This is a genomic window from Camelimonas fluminis, from assembly GCF_014656355.1.
Classification (GTDB): Bacteria; Pseudomonadota; Alphaproteobacteria; order Rhizobiales; family Beijerinckiaceae; genus Camelimonas; species Camelimonas fluminis.
In genome coordinates this window covers 622,110-638,530 of sequence record NZ_BNCG01000001.1, presented here as the reverse complement: position 1 = coordinate 638,530, position 16,421 = coordinate 622,110, and the positions used below count along the sequence as shown (strand labels likewise).

At 63.4% G+C, this 16,421-nt stretch carries 11 protein-coding genes and 1 tRNA gene; all 12 read right to left on the bottom strand.

The features are described from left to right. Positions 1-114: 114 nt before the first annotated feature. Complete coding sequence (gene fusA / locus IE243_RS02645; RefSeq protein ID WP_191317750.1) at positions 115-2,187, bottom strand: elongation factor G; 2,073 nt, start codon at positions 2,185-2,187, stop codon at positions 115-117. A 27-nt stretch (positions 2,188-2,214) separates the two neighbouring features. After that, positions 2,215-2,685 (bottom strand): 30S ribosomal protein S7, encoded by a 471-nt coding sequence (gene rpsG / locus IE243_RS02640; RefSeq protein ID WP_191317749.1) that lies wholly within the window; start codon positions 2,683-2,685, stop codon positions 2,215-2,217. A gap of 103 nt (positions 2,686-2,788) precedes the next feature. Further along, positions 2,789-3,160 (bottom strand): 30S ribosomal protein S12, encoded by a 372-nt coding sequence (gene rpsL, locus IE243_RS02635; protein ID WP_132010708.1) that lies wholly within the window; start codon positions 3,158-3,160, stop codon positions 2,789-2,791. 546 nt (positions 3,161-3,706) lie between these two features. Beyond that, positions 3,707-7,918: a DNA-directed RNA polymerase subunit beta' gene (gene rpoC / locus IE243_RS02630; protein WP_191317748.1), complete on the bottom strand. Its 4,212-nt coding sequence runs from the start codon at positions 7,916-7,918 to the stop codon at positions 3,707-3,709. Positions 7,919-8,050: 132 nt separating this feature from the next. Next, positions 8,051-12,184, bottom strand: coding sequence for a DNA-directed RNA polymerase subunit beta (rpoB, locus tag IE243_RS02625; RefSeq protein ID WP_191317747.1), 4,134 nt, complete (start codon positions 12,182-12,184; stop codon positions 8,051-8,053). A gap of 226 nt (positions 12,185-12,410) precedes the next feature. After that, complete coding sequence (rplL, locus tag IE243_RS02620) at positions 12,411-12,788, bottom strand: 50S ribosomal protein L7/L12 (RefSeq protein WP_191317746.1); 378 nt, start codon at positions 12,786-12,788, stop codon at positions 12,411-12,413. 48 nt (positions 12,789-12,836) lie between these two features. Beyond that, positions 12,837-13,355, bottom strand: coding sequence for a 50S ribosomal protein L10 (gene rplJ, locus IE243_RS02615; protein ID WP_191317745.1), 519 nt, complete (start codon positions 13,353-13,355; stop codon positions 12,837-12,839). Positions 13,356-13,838: 483 nt separating this feature from the next. Continuing rightward, positions 13,839-14,537: a 50S ribosomal protein L1 gene (gene rplA / locus IE243_RS02610; RefSeq protein WP_191317744.1), complete on the bottom strand. Its 699-nt coding sequence runs from the start codon at positions 14,535-14,537 to the stop codon at positions 13,839-13,841. A gap of 11 nt (positions 14,538-14,548) precedes the next feature. Continuing rightward, complete coding sequence (gene rplK / locus IE243_RS02605) at positions 14,549-14,998, bottom strand: 50S ribosomal protein L11 (protein WP_191317743.1); 450 nt, start codon at positions 14,996-14,998, stop codon at positions 14,549-14,551. A 267-nt stretch (positions 14,999-15,265) separates the two neighbouring features. After that, positions 15,266-15,796, bottom strand: a complete 531-nt coding sequence (gene nusG / locus IE243_RS02600) for a transcription termination/antitermination protein NusG (RefSeq protein ID WP_191317742.1) — start codon at positions 15,794-15,796, stop codon at positions 15,266-15,268. Positions 15,797-15,810: 14 nt separating this feature from the next. Further along, the gene (secE, locus tag IE243_RS02595) at positions 15,811-16,011 is read right to left on the bottom strand and encodes a preprotein translocase subunit SecE (protein WP_244642660.1); all 201 of its coding nucleotides are present in this window, start codon (positions 16,009-16,011) and stop codon (positions 15,811-15,813) included. A 218-nt stretch (positions 16,012-16,229) separates the two neighbouring features. Beyond that, positions 16,230-16,306: transfer RNA gene (locus tag IE243_RS02590), tRNA-Trp, on the bottom strand. Between the last annotated feature and the right edge of the window lie 115 nt (positions 16,307-16,421).

Sequence of the window (16,421 nt, the reverse complement as noted above, 5' to 3'; positions counted from 1 at the left end):
GCCGATCGTGCCAATGTTGCAGTGCGGCTTCGTCCGCGAAAATTTCTCTTTGGCCATCTTAGGCTCCCTGAAACTCTCAAATTACAAATGGGTTCGCTCAGATCGGGGGAAGGATCAGGCGTATTTCGCCTGAACCTCCTGCGCGACGGCCTGCGGAACCTGTTCATAGTGGTCGAACTGCATGGTGTAGTTCGCCCGCCCCTGACTGAACGACCGGAGCTGGTTCACGTAACCAAACATGTTGGCCAGCGGGACCATGGCGTTAACGACAACAGCGTTGCCGCGCATGTCCTGACCCTGGATCTGGCCGCGACGGGAGTTCAGGTCGCCAATAACCGAACCCGTATAGTCCTCAGGCGTCACCACCTCGACCTTCATGATCGGCTCGAGGAGCACGGCGCCGCCCTTCTGGAGGGCTTCGCGCAAACCGGCCCGCGAGGCGATTTCGAAGGCCAGGGCCGACGAGTCGACTTCGTGGAAGGCGCCGTCCGTCAGCGTCACCTTGATGTCGACAACCGGGAAGCCGGCGAGAACGCCCGAAGACAGGACGCTCTGCAGGCCCTTTTCGACGCCCGGGATGTATTCCTTCGGCACCGAACCGCCCACGATCTTCGATTCGAACTCAAAGCCCTTGCCGGCTTCGTTCGGCTCGACCGTGAACTTGACGCGGGCGAACTGGCCCGTGCCGCCGGTCTGCTTCTTGTGCGTGTAATCGACGTCAACCGCGCGGGTCATCGTCTCGCGATAGGCCACCTGCGGAGCGCCGACATTGGCGTCGACCTTGTAGGTGCGGCGCAGGATGTCGACCTTGATGTCGAGGTGCAGCTCGCCCATGCCGCGCAGGATGGTCTGACCCGACTCCTGATCGGTGGACACGCGGAACGACGGATCCTCGGCGGCAAGCTTCGACAGGGCCAGACCCAGCTTCTCCTGGTCGGCCTTGGACTTCGGCTCGATAGCGATGGTGATCACCGGCTCCGGGAATTCCATCTGCTCAAGGATGATCGGCTTCAGCGGATCGCACAGCGTGTCGCCGGTGCGGGTATCCTTGAGGCCCGCCAGAGCGACGATGTCGCCAGCATAGGCTTCCTTGATGTCCTCACGGTTGTTCGCGTGCATCAGCAGCATGCGGCCGACGCGCTCTTTCTTGTCGCGGGTCGAGTTGGCGACGCTCTGGCCGGACTCCACCTTGCCCGAATACACGCGGCAGAAGGTGATGGTGCCGACGAAGGGGTCGTCCATGATCTTGAACGCGAGCATGGAGAACGGATCGGAGTCCAGCGGCTTGCGCGTGGCGGGCTCTTCCGAGTCCGGCAGAACGCCGTCGATAGCTTCACGATCGGACGGAGCCGGCAGGTAATCGACCACGGCGTCGAGCAACGGCTGAACGCCCTTGTTCTTGAACGCCGAACCACACATCACCGGATGGAAGGCGCGCTTGGCGACAGCCTTGCGCAGCAGCTTGCGGATCGTCTCCGCATCCGGCTCCACGCCGTCCAGGTAGGCGGTCATGGCGTCATCGTCGAGCTCGACGCAGGCTTCAACAAGCTTGCTGCGGAACTCGGCGGCGCGATCAGCCAGATCAGCCGGGATCTCGCCAACGACCGGCGGATGACCAGCGTCGCCATCCCAAACCAGACCCTGCATGGTGATGAGATCAACCACGCCCTGGAAGTCGCTCTCAGCGCCGATCGGCAGCTGCAGCGCAACCGGCTTGCCGCCGACGCGGTCAACGATGTCGTCGAGGCAGCGGTAGAAGTCAGCGCCGATCTTGTCCATCTTGTTGACGAACACGATGCGCGGCACGTCGTACTTGTCAGCCTGACGCCATACGGTCTCGGTCTGCGGCTCGACGCCCTGGTTGCCATCCAGCACGCACACGGCGCCGTCAAGTACGCGAAGCGAACGCTCGACCTCAATGGTGAAGTCGACGTGGCCGGGGGTGTCGATGATGTTCAGACGCTTGCCGCGCCAGAAACAGGTCGTCGCCGCCGAGGTGATGGTGATGCCGCGTTCCTGCTCCTGGGCCATGAAGTCCATCGTGGCGGCGCCGTCATGCGTCTCGCCGATACGATGGTTCTTGCCCGTGAAGTAAAGGATACGCTCGGTCGTCGTCGTCTTGCCGGCATCAATGTGGGCCATGATGCCGAAGTTACGATAGTCTTCGATAGCGTGACTGCGAGCCATTGTCGTGTCTCCGAAACCGTGCGCGCGTTACCAGCGATAGTGCGAGAACGCACGGTTCGCTTCAGCCATACGGTGCGTATCCTCACGCTTCTTGACAGCGTTGCCGCGATTGTTCGACGCATCGAGCAGCTCAGCCGAAAGGCGATCCACCATGGTGCGGTCGTTACGGTTGCGGGCAGCCTGGATCAGCCAGCGGATGGCCAGAGCCTGACGACGCTCGGTGCGAACCTCGACCGGAACCTGATAGGTGGCGCCGCCGACGCGACGGGACCGAACCTCGATCGCCGGAGCGACGTTGTCGAGCGCCTGACGGAACACCTCGAGCGGGTCGGCCTTGGCCTTCGCCTCGATGATGTCGAATGCGCCATAAACGATCGCTTCGGCGGCCGATTTCTTGCCGTCGTACATGATCGAGTTCATGAACTTGGTGACGACCACGTCATGGAACTTGGCGTCTGGGATGATCTCACGCTTTTCAGCGCTGTGACGACGGGACATTGTCGGACCCTTGCATAACTTCGGCGCCACAACCCACCGGCCGGCGGCGCATCAATTCAACTGACGAAGTCGCGGGAAACACACTCCCCGCGACGCATCAGAATTACTTCGGACGCTTCGCGCCGTACTTCGAACGACGCTGCTTGCGGTTCTTGACGCCCTGGGTGTCAAGCACGCCGCGCAGGATGTGATAACGCACGCCCGGAAGGTCCTTCACGCGGCCACCGCGGATCATGACGACCGAGTGCTCCTGCAGGTTGTGACCCTCACCCGGAATGTAGCCAATGACTTCGAAGCCGTTGGTCAGACGAACCTTGGCGACCTTACGCAGAGCCGAGTTCGGCTTCTTCGGGGTCGTGGTGTAAACGCGGGTGCACACGCCGCGCTTCTGCGGGCAGGCCTGCAGCGCGGGAACCTTGTCGCGAGCCTTCTGCGCGACACGCGGCTTGCGAATGAGCTGACTGATCGTCGGCATCGAGTTCTCTCTTCCGAACGCCGCCGGTTTCCCGCACGGCCATTATGATTCCGGCGCTGCGCGCGGCTAGACCGCAGCGCTTCACCGCCAATGTCCCAGGCGTCATCGCCGGCCACGCGTGGCGCGCGACCAAAACGAATTCGCACCATCGGCCCTTCAAGGCCTCCGGCGCTGCCATTGCAGAGGATCACGCCTGTCTCGACGCGATCTTGCCCCAGGAATGACATCTGACTTGCGTCAGGGGGTGCTTGATGGACAGCGTTTAGGCGGCTGCATCGGGGCATGTCGCCCTGATTCAAAATGACCTACGGCCTGTCGAGTGGCGTCCTTCTACCCAACGAGTCGGGTTTCGTCAACCGCCATCAGGGTTTGGAGAGCGATGCGCGGCCGTTAATTATCCGTTAACCACCCGCCCCGCCGTCGCCGTCGCTTCATTCTCCGAAAGCACGGCATCATAGCCCCTCACCCGCCCCGTCCGTCACCAAAAAAACAGGGCCGCCCGAAGGCGGCCCCATCATTCTTTGTAGCTTGAGCACAGCGCGGCGATTACTCAGCCGCAGGCAGCGCGCCGGTTGGCGGAACCGCAGGCGTCGGAGCCGGGCGACGGTGCTGCGCCAGGATCAGATCGTCGCGCCGCGTTGCGATTTCGCGCAACGCCGCGGCGACCGAGCCGGTGCCGGCCGGGATCAGCGAGCCGACAATCACGTTCTCCTTCAGGCCCTCCAGGTTGTCGGACTTGCCGTTGACCGCCGCCTCGGTGAGGACGCGGGTGGTCTCCTGGAACGACGCCGCCGAGATGAACGAGCGGGTCTGCAGCGACGCCTTGGTGATGCCAAGCAGCACCGGGTTGCCCTGGGCCGGCTGCTTCTTCTCGTCGATGAGCGCCTGGTTGGCCTCATTGAGATCGAAGCGGTCGACCTGCTCGCCGGTCAGGAACTCGGAATCGCCTGGATCGGTGATCTCAACCTTCTGCAGCATCTGGCGAACGATCACCTCGATGTGCTTGTCGTTGATGGTCACGCCCTGCAGACGGTAGACCTCCTGGATCTCGTTGACGAGATAGGCGGCCAGTTCCTCGACGCCCTTGATGGCCAGGATGTCGTGCGGAGCCGGGTTGCCGTCGACAATGAAATCGCCAACTTCCACCACGTCCCCGTCCTGAAGGTGAATGTGCTTGCCCTTCGGGATCAGGTACTCGACCGAGTCAGAACCGTCATGCGGCTCCAGCGACAGGCGACGCTTGTTCTTGTAGTCGCGGCCGAAGCGGACGGTGCCCGACTTCTCGGCGATAATGGCGGCCTCCTTCGGACGCCGCGCCTCGAACAGCTCCGCCACCCGCGGCAAACCGCCGGTGATGTCGCGGGTCTTGGCGCTGTCCATCGGGATACGCGCCAGCACGTCGCCAGCCTTGACCGTCGCGCCGGGATCCACCGCGATGATCGCATCAACCGACAGCAGCGAACGGGCGTCGCTACCGCGCTGCAGCTTGGCGATCTTGCCATTCTGCATGATGACGATCGCCGGCTTCAGGTCGGCGGTGCGGGCGCTGCCGCGCCAGTCGATGACCATACGCTTGGCGATGCCGGTCGACTCGTCGACCGTCTCCGTCAGCGATGCGCCTTCGACCAGATCCTCGTAGGCCACCACGCCGTCCACCTCGGTGAGAACCGGGCGGGTGTAGGGATCCCAATCAGCGATGCGCTGACCGCGCTTCACCGTATCGCCGTCATCGACCTTCAGACGGGAACCATACTGCACGCGGTGCGCAGCGCGTTCGACGCCATCCGGCCCCATGATCACGACGGAGATGTTGCGCGCCAGGGCGATGAGCTCACCCTCGGAGTTGCGCGCCACATGGCGGTTGCGGATCTTGACCGTGCCCTCGAAGTTGGTCTCGAGGAACGAATGGTCAGCGATCTGCGCGGCGCCGCCAATGTGGAACGTACGCATGGTCAGCTGGGTGCCTGGCTCGCCGATCGACTGCGCGGCAATCACGCCGACAGCCTCACCCATGTTGACCGTCTCGCCACGGGCGAGATCGCGGCCGTAGCAGGTCGCGCACACGCCGTTCTTCGACACGCAGGTCAGAACCGAACGGATCTTCACCTGCTGGACGTTGGCGGCGTTGATCAGGTCGATGTGCTTCTCTTCAACCATCTCGCCCTTGGCGACGATCACATTGCCTTCGGCGTCAAAGACATCCTCGGCGACCGTGCGGCCAAGCACGCGGGAGACCAGCGACGCCACGATCTGACCGGAGTCGATGATGGCGCGCATGGTGATGCCGTTCTCGGTGCCGCAGTCCGGCTCGCGGATCACGGCGTCCTGGGCGACGTCCACCAGACGACGGGTCAGATAACCCGAGTTCGCGGTCTTCAACGCGGTGTCAGCGAGGCCCTTGCGGGCGCCGTGGGTCGAGTTGAAGTACTCAAGAACGTCCAGACCTTCCTTGAAGTTCGAGACAATCGCGCTCTCGATGATCTCGCCCGACGGCTTGGCCATCAGGCCGCGCATGGCGCCAAGCTGCTTCATCTGGGCCGGCGAGCCACGGGCGCCGGAGTGCGCCATCATATAGATGGAGTTCACCGGCAGATCGCGGCCGTTGGCGTCCTTCTTGACGGTCGAGATGCCGACCATCATTTCGGCGGCCAGCTTGTCCGAGCACTTGGCCCAGGCGTCCACCACCTTGTTGTACTTTTCGCCCTGGGTGATCAGGCCGTCCTGGTACTGCTGCTCGTAGTCCTTCACGAGCGCGCGGGTGGCGTCGACGATCTCCCACTTGTTCGGCGGCACGACCATGTCGTCCTTGCCGAAGGAGATGCCGGCGCGGCAGGCGTGCGCGAAGCCGAGCGCCATGATGCGATCGCAGAAGATCACCGATTCCTTCTGGCCGCAGACGCGGTAGACGAGGTCGATGAGACCCTGGATCTCCTTCTTGGTCATGAGCTTGTTCACGACGTCGAAGGGCAGACGCGGATGCGAGGGGATGACGCGCGACAGGATCACGCGGCCAGGCGTGGTGTCATAGGTGCGCGTCGTCTGCTCGCCGTTCTCGTCGAGGCCGGTCCAGCGATACTTGATCTTGCTGTGCAGCGTCACGACGCGGCTGGCGATGGCGTGCTCAAGCTCGCCGAACTCACCGTAAACGCCCTGCATCGGGTTGCGCGTATTGCCGGCCTTGTACTCGCCCGGCTCTCCATCGGCGATCATCGACAGGTAATACAGACCCAGCACGATGTCCTGGGACGGCACGATGATCGGCGCGCCGTTGGCCGGATGCAGGATGTTGTTGGTCGACATCATCAGCACGCGCGCTTCCAGCTGCGCTTCCAGCGACAGCGGAACGTGCACGGCCATCTGGTCGCCGTCAAAGTCCGCATTGAACGCGGCGCAGACCAGCGGGTGAAGCTGGATCGCCTTGCCCTCGATCAACACCGGCTCGAAGGCCTGAATGCCAAGGCGGTGCAGGGTCGGGGCGCGGTTCAGCATCACCGGATGTTCGCGGATAACCTCATCAAGGATATCCCAGACCTCCGGCTTTTCCTTCTCGACCAGCTTCTTGGCCTGCTTCACGGTGGAAGCGTGGCCCTTGGCGTCAAGGCGCGCGTAGATGAACGGCTTGAACAGCTCAAGCGCCATCTTCTTCGGCAGGCCGCACTGGTGCAGCTTCATCTCGGGCCCGACCACGATCACGGAACGGCCGGAGTAGTCGACGCGCTTGCCCAGCAGGTTCTGACGGAACCGGCCCTGCTTGCCCTTCAGCATGTCGGCGAGCGACTTCAGCGGACGCTTGTTGGCGCCGGTGATGACGCGGCCGCGACGGCCGTTGTCGAACAGGGCGTCAACCGACTCCTGCAACATGCGCTTCTCGTTCCGGATAATGATGTCCGGAGCGCGCAGCTCGATCAGCCGCTTCAGGCGGTTGTTGCGGTTGATGACGCGACGGTACAGGTCGTTCAGGTCCGAGGTGGCGAAGCGACCGCCGTCCAGCGGAACCAGCGGACGCAGGTCCGGCGGGATCACCGGCACGACCGTCAGGATCATCCACTCGGGCTTGTTGCCGGAGAGCTGGAAGGCCTCAATGATCTTGAGACGCTTCATCAGCTTCTTCGGCTTCAGCTCTGAAGTCGTTGTGGAAATTTCCTCGCGGATGTCGGCGGCGATCTTGTCCAGATCCATGTCGCGCAGCATGTCGCGGATGGCTTCCGCGCCGATCTTGGCGGTGAAGCTGTCCTCGCCATACTCGTCCTGGGCGCGCAGATAGTCGTCCTCGGACAGCAGTTGGCGATCCTTGAGCGGCGTGATGCCAGCGTCAAGCACGACATAGGATTCGAAGTACAGGATGCGCTCAAGATCCTTGAGCGTCATGTCGAGCAGCAGGCCGATGCGCGACGGCAGCGACTTCAGGAACCAGATGTGAGCAACCGGAGCGGCCAGCTCGATGTGACCCATGCGCTCGCGACGGACGCGCGCCAGCGTCACCTCGACGCCGCACTTCTCGCAGATCACGCCCTTGTACTTCATGCGCTTGTACTTGCCGCACAGGCACTCGTAGTCCTTGATCGGACCAAAAATGCGCGCGCAGAACAGGCCGTCGCGTTCGGGCTTGAACGTGCGATAGTTGATGGTTTCCGGCTTCTTGATCTCGCCGAACGACCACGAAAGGATCTTTTCAGGGCTGGCGATCGAGATCTTGATCTTGTCGAACGTCTGCGCCGGCGCCTGGGTGTTGAAGAGATTCATGACCTCTTGATTCATCACCAACTCCTTGAATTCATCCGGAAGGGCGGCAGGATCGCCGGAGCCCTTCCCCGGAAGCCCGGACCATGCGCCCGTGAGCTTCCCTTCTGACCGGCGCCCCGGACAACCGGGGCGCGCGCTGACGCAAACTTATTCGGCGGCCTCGGACGGCGGCAGCTCATCCTGGTTGTTGGCTTCAAGCAGCTTGCTGTCCTGAAGTTCAACATTGAGACCCAGCGACCGCATTTCCTTGACGAGCACGTTGAAGCTCTCCGGGATGCCGGCCTCGAAGGTGTCGTCGCCACGGACGATCGCCTCGTAGACCTTGGTGCGGCCGGCCACGTCGTCCGACTTGACCGTGAGCATCTCCTGCAGCGTGTAGGCGGCGCCGTAAGCTTCCAGAGCCCACACCTCCATCTCACCGAAGCGCTGGCCGCCAAACTGCGCCTTGCCGCCCAGCGGCTGCTGGGTCACGAGGCTGTAGGGGCCGATGGAGCGGGCGTGGATCTTGTCGTCGACCAGGTGGTGCAGCTTCAGGATATAGATGTAGCCCACAGTCACCTGACGGTCGAACGGCTCACCGGTGCGACCGTCATAGACTGTCGACTGGCCGGTGCGGTTGACGCCCGCCTTCTCAAGCATCGCTTCGATGTCGCTCTCGCGGGCGCCGTCGAACACCGGCGTCGCCATTGGCACGCCGCGCCGAAGGTTTTCGCCAAGCTCGATCAGTTCGTCGCGATCGAGATCATTGATGATCTCGTTGCCCTCGTACACGTCCAGCAGCTTGCCGCGGAGCGCCTGCTCCTGGCCGTCGCGCATATAGGCGTCAACCGCCGCGCCAATCTGCTTGCCGAGTCCGGCTGCGGCCCAGCCCAGGTGCGTCTCAAGGATCTGGCCGACGTTCATGCGGCTCGGCACGCCCAGCGGGTTCAGCACCACGTCGACATGGGTGCCGTCCTCAAGGAACGGCATGTCCTCAATCGGCAGGATGCGCGACACGACGCCCTTGTTGCCGTGACGGCCGGCCATCTTGTCGCCCGGCTGGATCTTGCGCTTCACGGCGATGAAGACCTTGACCATCTTCATCACGCCAGGAAGCAGCTCGTCGCCGCGCTGCACCTTCTCGACCTTGTCGAGGAAGCGCTGCTCAAGGCGCTTCTTGGACTCATCGTACTGCTTCCGCATCGCCTCGATCTCGCTCATGAGCTGATCGTTGGCGACGGCGAACTGCCACCACTGTGAGCGCGGGTGCTCCTCAAGAACGGCGCGGCTGATCTCCACGTCCTTCTTCGCGCCCTTCGGTCCGGCGATAGCGACCTGGCCAATCAGGGCCTCGGAGAGACGGGCGAAGACGTTGCGATCGAGGATCGCCTGCTCGTCGTCGCGGTCCTTGGCCAGACGCTCGATCTCCTCGCGCTCGATAGCCTGGGCGCGCTCGTCCTTGTCGACGCCGTGACGGTTGAACACGCGCACTTCGACGATGGTGCCGGTCACGCCCGGGGGCACGCGCAACGAGGTGTCGCGCACGTCCGAAGCCTTCTCGCCGAAAATGGCGCGAAGCAGCTTCTCTTCCGGCGTCATCGGGCTTTCGCCCTTCGGCGTGATCTTGCCGACGAGGATGTCGCCCGCATGAACTTCGGCGCCGACGTAAACGATGCCGGCTTCGTCGAGGTTCTTCAGCGTCTCTTCCGAAACGTTCGGAATGTCGCGGGTGATCTCCTCCGGGCCCAGCTTGGTGTCGCGGGCCATCACCTCGAATTCTTCCAGATGGATCGAGGTGAACACGTCGTCGCGCACGATGCGCTCGGACAGCAGGATGGAGTCCTCGAAGTTGTAGCCGTTCCACGGCATGAACGCGACGAGGCAGTTGCGGCCGAGCGCCAGCTCGCCGAGATCCGTCGACGGACCGTCAGCAATAATGTCGCCCCGGCGCACGAAATCGCCCACCTTCACCAGCGGACGCTGGTTGATGCATGTGTTCTGGTTCGAGCGCTGGAACTTCATCAGCCGGTAGATGTCGACGCCCGAACGGGTCGGGTCGAGATCTTCCGTGGCGCGCACGACGATACGGGTGGCGTCCACCTGGTCGACGATGCCGGTGCGGCGCGCGGCAATCGCGGCGCCCGAGTCACGGGCGACCACGGCCTCCATGCCGGTGCCGACGAACGGCGCGTCGGCCTTGACCAGCGGCACCGCCTGGCGCTGCATGTTCGAGCCCATCAGCGCGCGGTTGGCGTCGTCGTTCTCAAGGAACGGGATCAGCGCCGCGGCGACCGAGACCAGCTGCTTCGGCGACACGTCCATGAAGTCGACGCGGTCCGGCGGCAGCACCACGACGTCGCCGGCGTGACGGCACACCACCAGCTCCTCGCCGAGCTTGCCCGACGCGTCGATGACAGCATTGGCCTGGGCGACGTTGTACTTCGCCTCCTCCATCGCCGACAGATAGACCACGTCGTTGGTGACGACGCCGTCGCGGACGGCGCGGTAAGGCGCCTCGATGAAGCCGTACTTGTTCACCCGGGCGAAGGTCGCCAGCGAGTTGATCAGGCCGATGTTCGGCCCTTCAGGCGTCTCGATCGGGCAGATGCGGCCGTAGTGCGTGGTGTGGACGTCGCGGACTTCAAAGCCGGCGCGCTCACGCGTCAGACCACCCGGGCCAAGCGCCGAAAGACGACGCTTGTGAGTGACTTCCGACAGCGGGTTCGTCTGGTCCATGAACTGCGACAGCTGCGAAGACCCGAAGAACTCGCGCACGGCGGCGGCAGCCGGCTTGGCGTTGATCAGGTCCTGCGGCATCACGGTGTCGATATCGACCGACGACATCCGCTCCTTGATGGCGCGCTCCATGCGCAGCAGACCCAGACGGTACTGGTTCTCCATCAGCTCGCCAACCGAGCGGACGCGGCGGTTGCCGAGATGGTCGATGTCGTCCACCTCGCCCTTGCCGTCGCGCAGGTCGACCAGCGCCTTGACCACCGCCAGCATGTCTTCCTTGCGCAGGGTGCGCACGGTGTCAGGGCAGTCGAGGTCGAGACGCATGTTCATCTTGACGCGGCCGACGGCCGACAGGTCGTAGCGCTCGGCGTCGAAGAACAGCGAATGGAACATCGCCTCGGCCGCCTCAAGGGTCGGCGGCTCACCCGGACGCATGACGCGATAGATGTCGAACAGCGCCTCTTCACGGGCGTTGTTCTTGTCGATCGCAAGGGTGTTGCGGATGTACGGACCCACGGTGACGTGGTCGATGTCGAGCACCGGCAGCTCATCGAAGCCGGCCTCTTCCAGCTGGGCCAGCAGCTTCTCGCTCAGCTCGTCGCCGGCTTCCGCGAAAATCTCGCCGGTCAGCGGGTTGACCAGATCCTCGGCCACGTACTGGCCAACCACGTCCTCATCCGGCACGCGCAGGAACTTCAGCCCCTTTTCGGCCAGCTGGCGGGCGGAGCGAACGGTCAGCTTGCGGCCGGCCTCGATCACGACTTCGCCGGTCTCGGCGTCGATGACGTCGACGTTGGCCTTGAAGCCCTTCATGCGCTCCGGATCGAACGGCGCGCGCCAGCCGTGCTTGTCCTTGGCGTACATGATCTGGCGATAGAAGGTCGAGAGAATGCCCTCGCCGTCCAGCCCCAGGGCGTACAGCAGCGACGTCACCGGAATCTTGCGGCGACGGTCGATGCGCGCGTAGACGATGTCCTTGGCGTCGAACTCAATGTCCAGCCACGAACCGCGGTAGGGAATGATGCGGGCGGCGAACAGCAGCTTGCCCGACGAATGGGTCTTGCCCTTGTCGTGGTCGAAGAAAACGCCCGGCGAACGGTGCATCTGCGAGACGATGACGCGCTCGGTGCCGTTGACGATAAAGGTGCCGTTGTCGGTCATGAGCGGAATGTCGCCCATGTAGACGTCCTGCTCCTTGATGTCCTTCACGGACTTGGCGCCGGTGTCCTCGTCGATATCGAACACGATCAGACGCAGGGTGACCTTGAGCGGCGCAGCAAAGGTCAGGCCGCGCTGCCGGCACTCGTCCACGTCATATTTCGGGGCTTCGAAGGTGTACTTGACGAACTCCAGCAGCGACGCGCCGGAAAAATCGCCAATCGGGAAGACCGAGCGGAAAACAGCCTCGAGCCCTTCATCGGGACGGCCGCCTTCTGGCTCTTCAACCAACAGAAACTGGTCATAGGACGCCTTCTGAACCTCGATGAGGTTCGGCATCTCCGCGACTTCGTTGATCTTGCCGAAGAACTTGCGGAGGCGTTTCCTGCTGGTGTTGGTCTGAGCCATGTGGTCCCTCGCCATTCAGACGACCATGGCGGTCAGCAGCGCGCGGGCGGCGCGAAACGACCTGTCCAGGGTACGCGGCGCCATCCGGCGCCAGAAACTGTCAGGGCGGCGTGGCCGCCGCCGTGTCCGGCCCTATGCCGGAGACGGCTCGACGGTCCCGGAGGAATCCCTCCGGGACCGTCTTTTCAAAAGATCGCGCAACCGCCAGCGGCGGTCACAGGCCGGATCAGGTGAGATCGACCTTGGCGCCAGCCTTCTCGAGCTGTTCCTTGATCTTGTTGGCCTCGTCCTTGGCAACGCCTTCCTTGACGGTCTTCGGAGCGCCTTCGACCAGGTCCTTGGCTTCCTTCAGACCCAGGCCGGTGATGGCGCGGACTTCCTTGATGACCTCAATCTTCTTGTCGCCAGCCGAAGCCAGGACAACGTTGAACTCGGTCTTCTCTTCAGCAGCGGCGGCGGCGCCGCCAGCAGCCGGAGCAGCAGCAACGGCAACAGCCGCAGCAGCGGAAACGCCCCACTTCTCTTCGAGAAGCTTGGCCAGCTCAGCGGCCTCGAGAACGGTCAGAGCCGACAGGTCGTCGACGAGTTTAGCCAGATCAGCCATGATTAACTTTCCTGAATATGTTCGAACTTTGACAGGGTCTTGACGACCTCAAGCCGCTTCGTTCTTGTTGGCATAGGCCCCAAACACGCGCGCCAGCTTGGCGGCGGGCGCGGTCGAGAGCTGCGCGATCTTGGTAGCCGGGGCCTGGACAAGGCCGACCAGCTTGGCGCGCAGTTCGTCGAGCGACGGCAGCGAGGCAAGAGCCTTCACGCCGTCAGCGTTGAGGGAGGTGACGCCCATCGCGCCGCCGAGAACAACGAACTTGTCGTTGGTCTTGGCGAACTCGACAGCCACCTTCGGCGCCGCAACCGGGTCATCGCTGTAAGCCAGCAATGTCGGCCCCTTCAGAAGGGGTGCGATGGAAGCGACGTCCTTGCCTTCGAGAGCGATCTTGGCGATGCGGTTTTTCGCGACCTTCACGGTGGCGCCGGCCTGCTTCATCTCCTTGCGGAGCTTCTGCATGCTGGCGACCGAAAGGCCCGAATAGTGGGCCACGACCACAACGCCCGTGCTCGAAAACACGTCGTTGAGAGACGCGACGAGCTCAGCTTTTGCTGCTCTGTCCACTTGGCTCTCTCCGGTTGGCGAATGGAATATTCCAGTTCGCCGGCTGCACATGTCGCCGGACGCCTGACCCTTTCGGGATGCAGACAACACCGGCGACGCTCGCAAGCCCTGTCCCCAGCACGCTTCCCAGCGGGATGCGCCTGGCGCTCGAGGTTCGAACCGTTTTACGCTGGCTGATGCTGCCTGGGCAGCTGAACTCCAGAATTCGCGGTCAGACCCGTCTGTGCTGGCATCGGATGATATTAAGCCGTCCGGTTGCCCGGTTGGCACCTGCAGTCTCGGACAGGACATATGACCAGCCCGGCAGAACCTGCACTCTGCCGTTCCAGCCACAACCACCCTTGCGGGCGGATTTATGGAAACGCCGGGGCGAATCCGCTCGCCGACGTTTCATTGTCATGGGGGACAGATAGTCTTTCCCCGAGCGTTTGCCAATAGGTCAATCGCCCTGCTGGCATGCGCCGGAGTCTGCCCCTCCCCGCCTTACGCGGCGGTGACGCTGCCGAGTTCGACACGCAGGCCAGGGCCCATGGTCGAGGAAACGGCGACACGCTGGATGTAGGCGCCCTTGGCGCCGGTCGGCTTGGCCTTGGCCACCGCGTCAACGAAGGCGCGGATGTTTTCGACCAGCTTGCCGTCGTCAAACGAGACCTTGCCGACGCCAGCGTGGATGATGCCAGCCTTCTCGACGCGGAACTCAACGGCGCCACCCTTGGCCGCGCCAACAGCGCCGGTCACGTCCATGGTCACGGTGCCGACGCGCGGGTTCGGCATCAGGCCGCGCGGGCCAAGCACCTTGCCGAGGCGCCCCACCAGACCCATCATGTCCGGCGTGGCGATGCAGCGGTCAAAATTGATGTTGCCGCCCTGGATCTGCTCCAGCAGGTCCTCGGCGCCAACGATGTCCGCGCCAGCAGCCTTGGCTTCGTCAGCCTTGGCGCCGCGAGCGAACACAGCCACGCGCACGGTGCGGCCCGAGCCATTCGGCAGGTTGCAAACGCCGCGGACCATCTGGTCGGCGTGACGCGGATCGACGCCAAGGTTCATGGCGACTTCGACCGTCTCGTCGAACTTGGCGGTGGCGCGCGCCTTGAGCATCTTCACGGCCTCTTCGAGACCATAAATGGCGTTGCGGTCAAGACCCTCGCGGGAAGCGGCGACGCGCTTGGAAATACGAGCCATGCTAACCTCCCTCAGGCGACGACTTCGATGCCCATGGACCGGGCGGAGCCACGGATCATGGACACGGCGGCTTCAACGGTGTCGCAGTTGAGATCGACCATCTTCTTCTCGGCGATCTCGCGCACCTGGGCTTCCGTCACCTTGGCGACGTTCGCGCCCTTGCCAGGGGTCTTCGAGCCGGAAGCCGGCTTCTTGCCCAGCTTCAGGTTCGCCGCCTTCTTGAGGAAGAACGTCACCGGCGGCTGCTTCATCTCGAAGCTGAAGGAGCGATCCGCGTAGGCGGTGATGATCACCGGGATCGGCGTGCCCTTCTCCATCTGCCCGGTCTTCGCGTTGAAGGCCTTGCAGAATTCCATGATGTTCAGGCCGCGCTGACCGAGCGCGGGACCAATCGGCGGCGAGGGATTCGCGGCGCCAGCCGGAACCTCAAGCTTGATGTAGCCAACAATTTTCTTTGCCATGGACTGCTCCAGAAAAAAGACTCCCGGCCCGCCTGAATCTGATTTCAGTCCGGCGACCGGGTTCTGCGCAGACCGCGGTGCGACGCGTTTCTCCGGCTGGCGACCGGCGCGACTTCCGCGGCGTTTGGTGAAGCGCGTTCGTTAATGGCCAAACGCGATTCTGTCAACAGGAGTCGCGACACAAGCCGCAATCCGCTTGCGCGGGCCATCGCGCATGAAAACGCCGCATCCATGGGACGCGGCGCAAATTCAGAACAGGGCTGAAGATCAGACCTTGTCGACCTGGCCGAATTCCAGATCCACAGGCGTGGCGCGACCAAAGATCGACACCGCCACCTTGAGGCGGGCGCGGGCCTCGTCCACTTCCTCGACGACGCCATTGAAGGAGGCGAAGGGACCATCCGACACGCGCACGGTCTCGCCAACCTCGAAGCTGACGGAGGGCTTGGGACGCTCGACGCCGTCCGCCACCTGGCCCTTGATGCGCTCGGCCTCACGCTCGGAGATCGGCATCGGCTTCTGGTCCTGCCCCAGGAAGCCGGTGACCTTCGGCGTGTTCTTGATCAGGTGGTAGACCTCGTCGGTCAGGTCGCATTTCACCAGGACGTAGCCAGGGAAGAACTTGCGCTCGGTGTCGACCTTGCGGCCGCGGCGCACCTCAACGACCTTCTCGGTCGGCACCAGCACTTCCTCGAACTTCTCTTCGAGATTGCGCTGCTGCGCCTGGTCGCGAATGGACTGCGCCACCTTGTTCTCGAAATTGGAGTAGGCGTGCACGATGTACCAGCGCATGGTCATGTCATGCCTCCCCTTCAGCGCCCGATGCCAATGATCAGACTCACGGCGAACCGGATAACCTGATCCGCGGCGACGAAGAAGATGGCGGCGATGATCACCATCACAAACACCATGGCCGTGGTGATCAGGGTCTCCCTGCGGGTTGGCCAGGTGACCTTGGAAGCCTCCTTCCCAACCTGCTGGATGAATTCAACCGGGCTTGTCTTCGCCATCATCTGCCGGCGTCGCCTGCGCGACCCGCTCCTCGCTGCATGAGAATCCTGCCCGCGCCGGGCGGGGAATCCGGAGTCGACATAGGGACGATCTGCAACGCCTGCGTCAAGCCCCCTTCAGGAGCCCGAGGCCGCGCGCAGCGTCCCGACCACCAACGTTGCGTCAGAATGTCCGATGTTTCCGACCCGCCGACTGGACAGCCTGCCAACGTTTTCACCGCTGGCAGGAGTGGAGGGACTCGAACCCCCAACCCCCGGTTTTGGAGACCGGTGCTCTAGCCAGTTGAGCTACACTCCTAGCGGCGAAAAGCGTGCGTCGCACGTCTTGTGGGCGCTACATGCACCAATGCGCGGCGGCTGGCAAGGGCTTCGCCAGCGGCAAACACGTGCAGCGGGAGTTTTCCCCACAAGGT

Coding starts and splice junctions, on each gene's coding strand:
- rpoB (WP_191317747.1), bottom strand. CDS start 12,184: ATGGCTCAGACCAACACCAGCAGGAAACGCCTCCGCAAGTTCTTCGGC.
- rpsG (WP_191317749.1), bottom strand. CDS start 2,685: ATGTCCCGTCGTCACAGCGCTGAAAAGCGTGAGATCATCCCAGACGCC.
- secE (WP_244642660.1), bottom strand. CDS start 16,011: ATGATGGCGAAGACAAGCCCGGTTGAATTCATCCAGCAGGTTGGGAAG.
- rplL (WP_191317746.1), bottom strand. CDS start 12,788: ATGGCTGATCTGGCTAAACTCGTCGACGACCTGTCGGCTCTGACCGTT.
- nusG (WP_191317742.1), bottom strand. CDS start 15,796: ATGACCATGCGCTGGTACATCGTGCACGCCTACTCCAATTTCGAGAAC.
- rpsL (WP_132010708.1), bottom strand. CDS start 3,160: ATGCCGACGATCAGTCAGCTCATTCGCAAGCCGCGTGTCGCGCAGAAG.
- fusA (WP_191317750.1), bottom strand. CDS start 2,187: ATGGCTCGCAGTCACGCTATCGAAGACTATCGTAACTTCGGCATCATG.
- rplA (WP_191317744.1), bottom strand. CDS start 14,537: ATGGCTCGTATTTCCAAGCGCGTCGCCGCTTCCCGCGAGGGTCTTGAC.
- rplK (WP_191317743.1), bottom strand. CDS start 14,998: ATGGCAAAGAAAATTGTTGGCTACATCAAGCTTGAGGTTCCGGCTGGC.
- rpoC (WP_191317748.1), bottom strand. CDS start 7,918: ATGAATCAAGAGGTCATGAATCTCTTCAACACCCAGGCGCCGGCGCAG.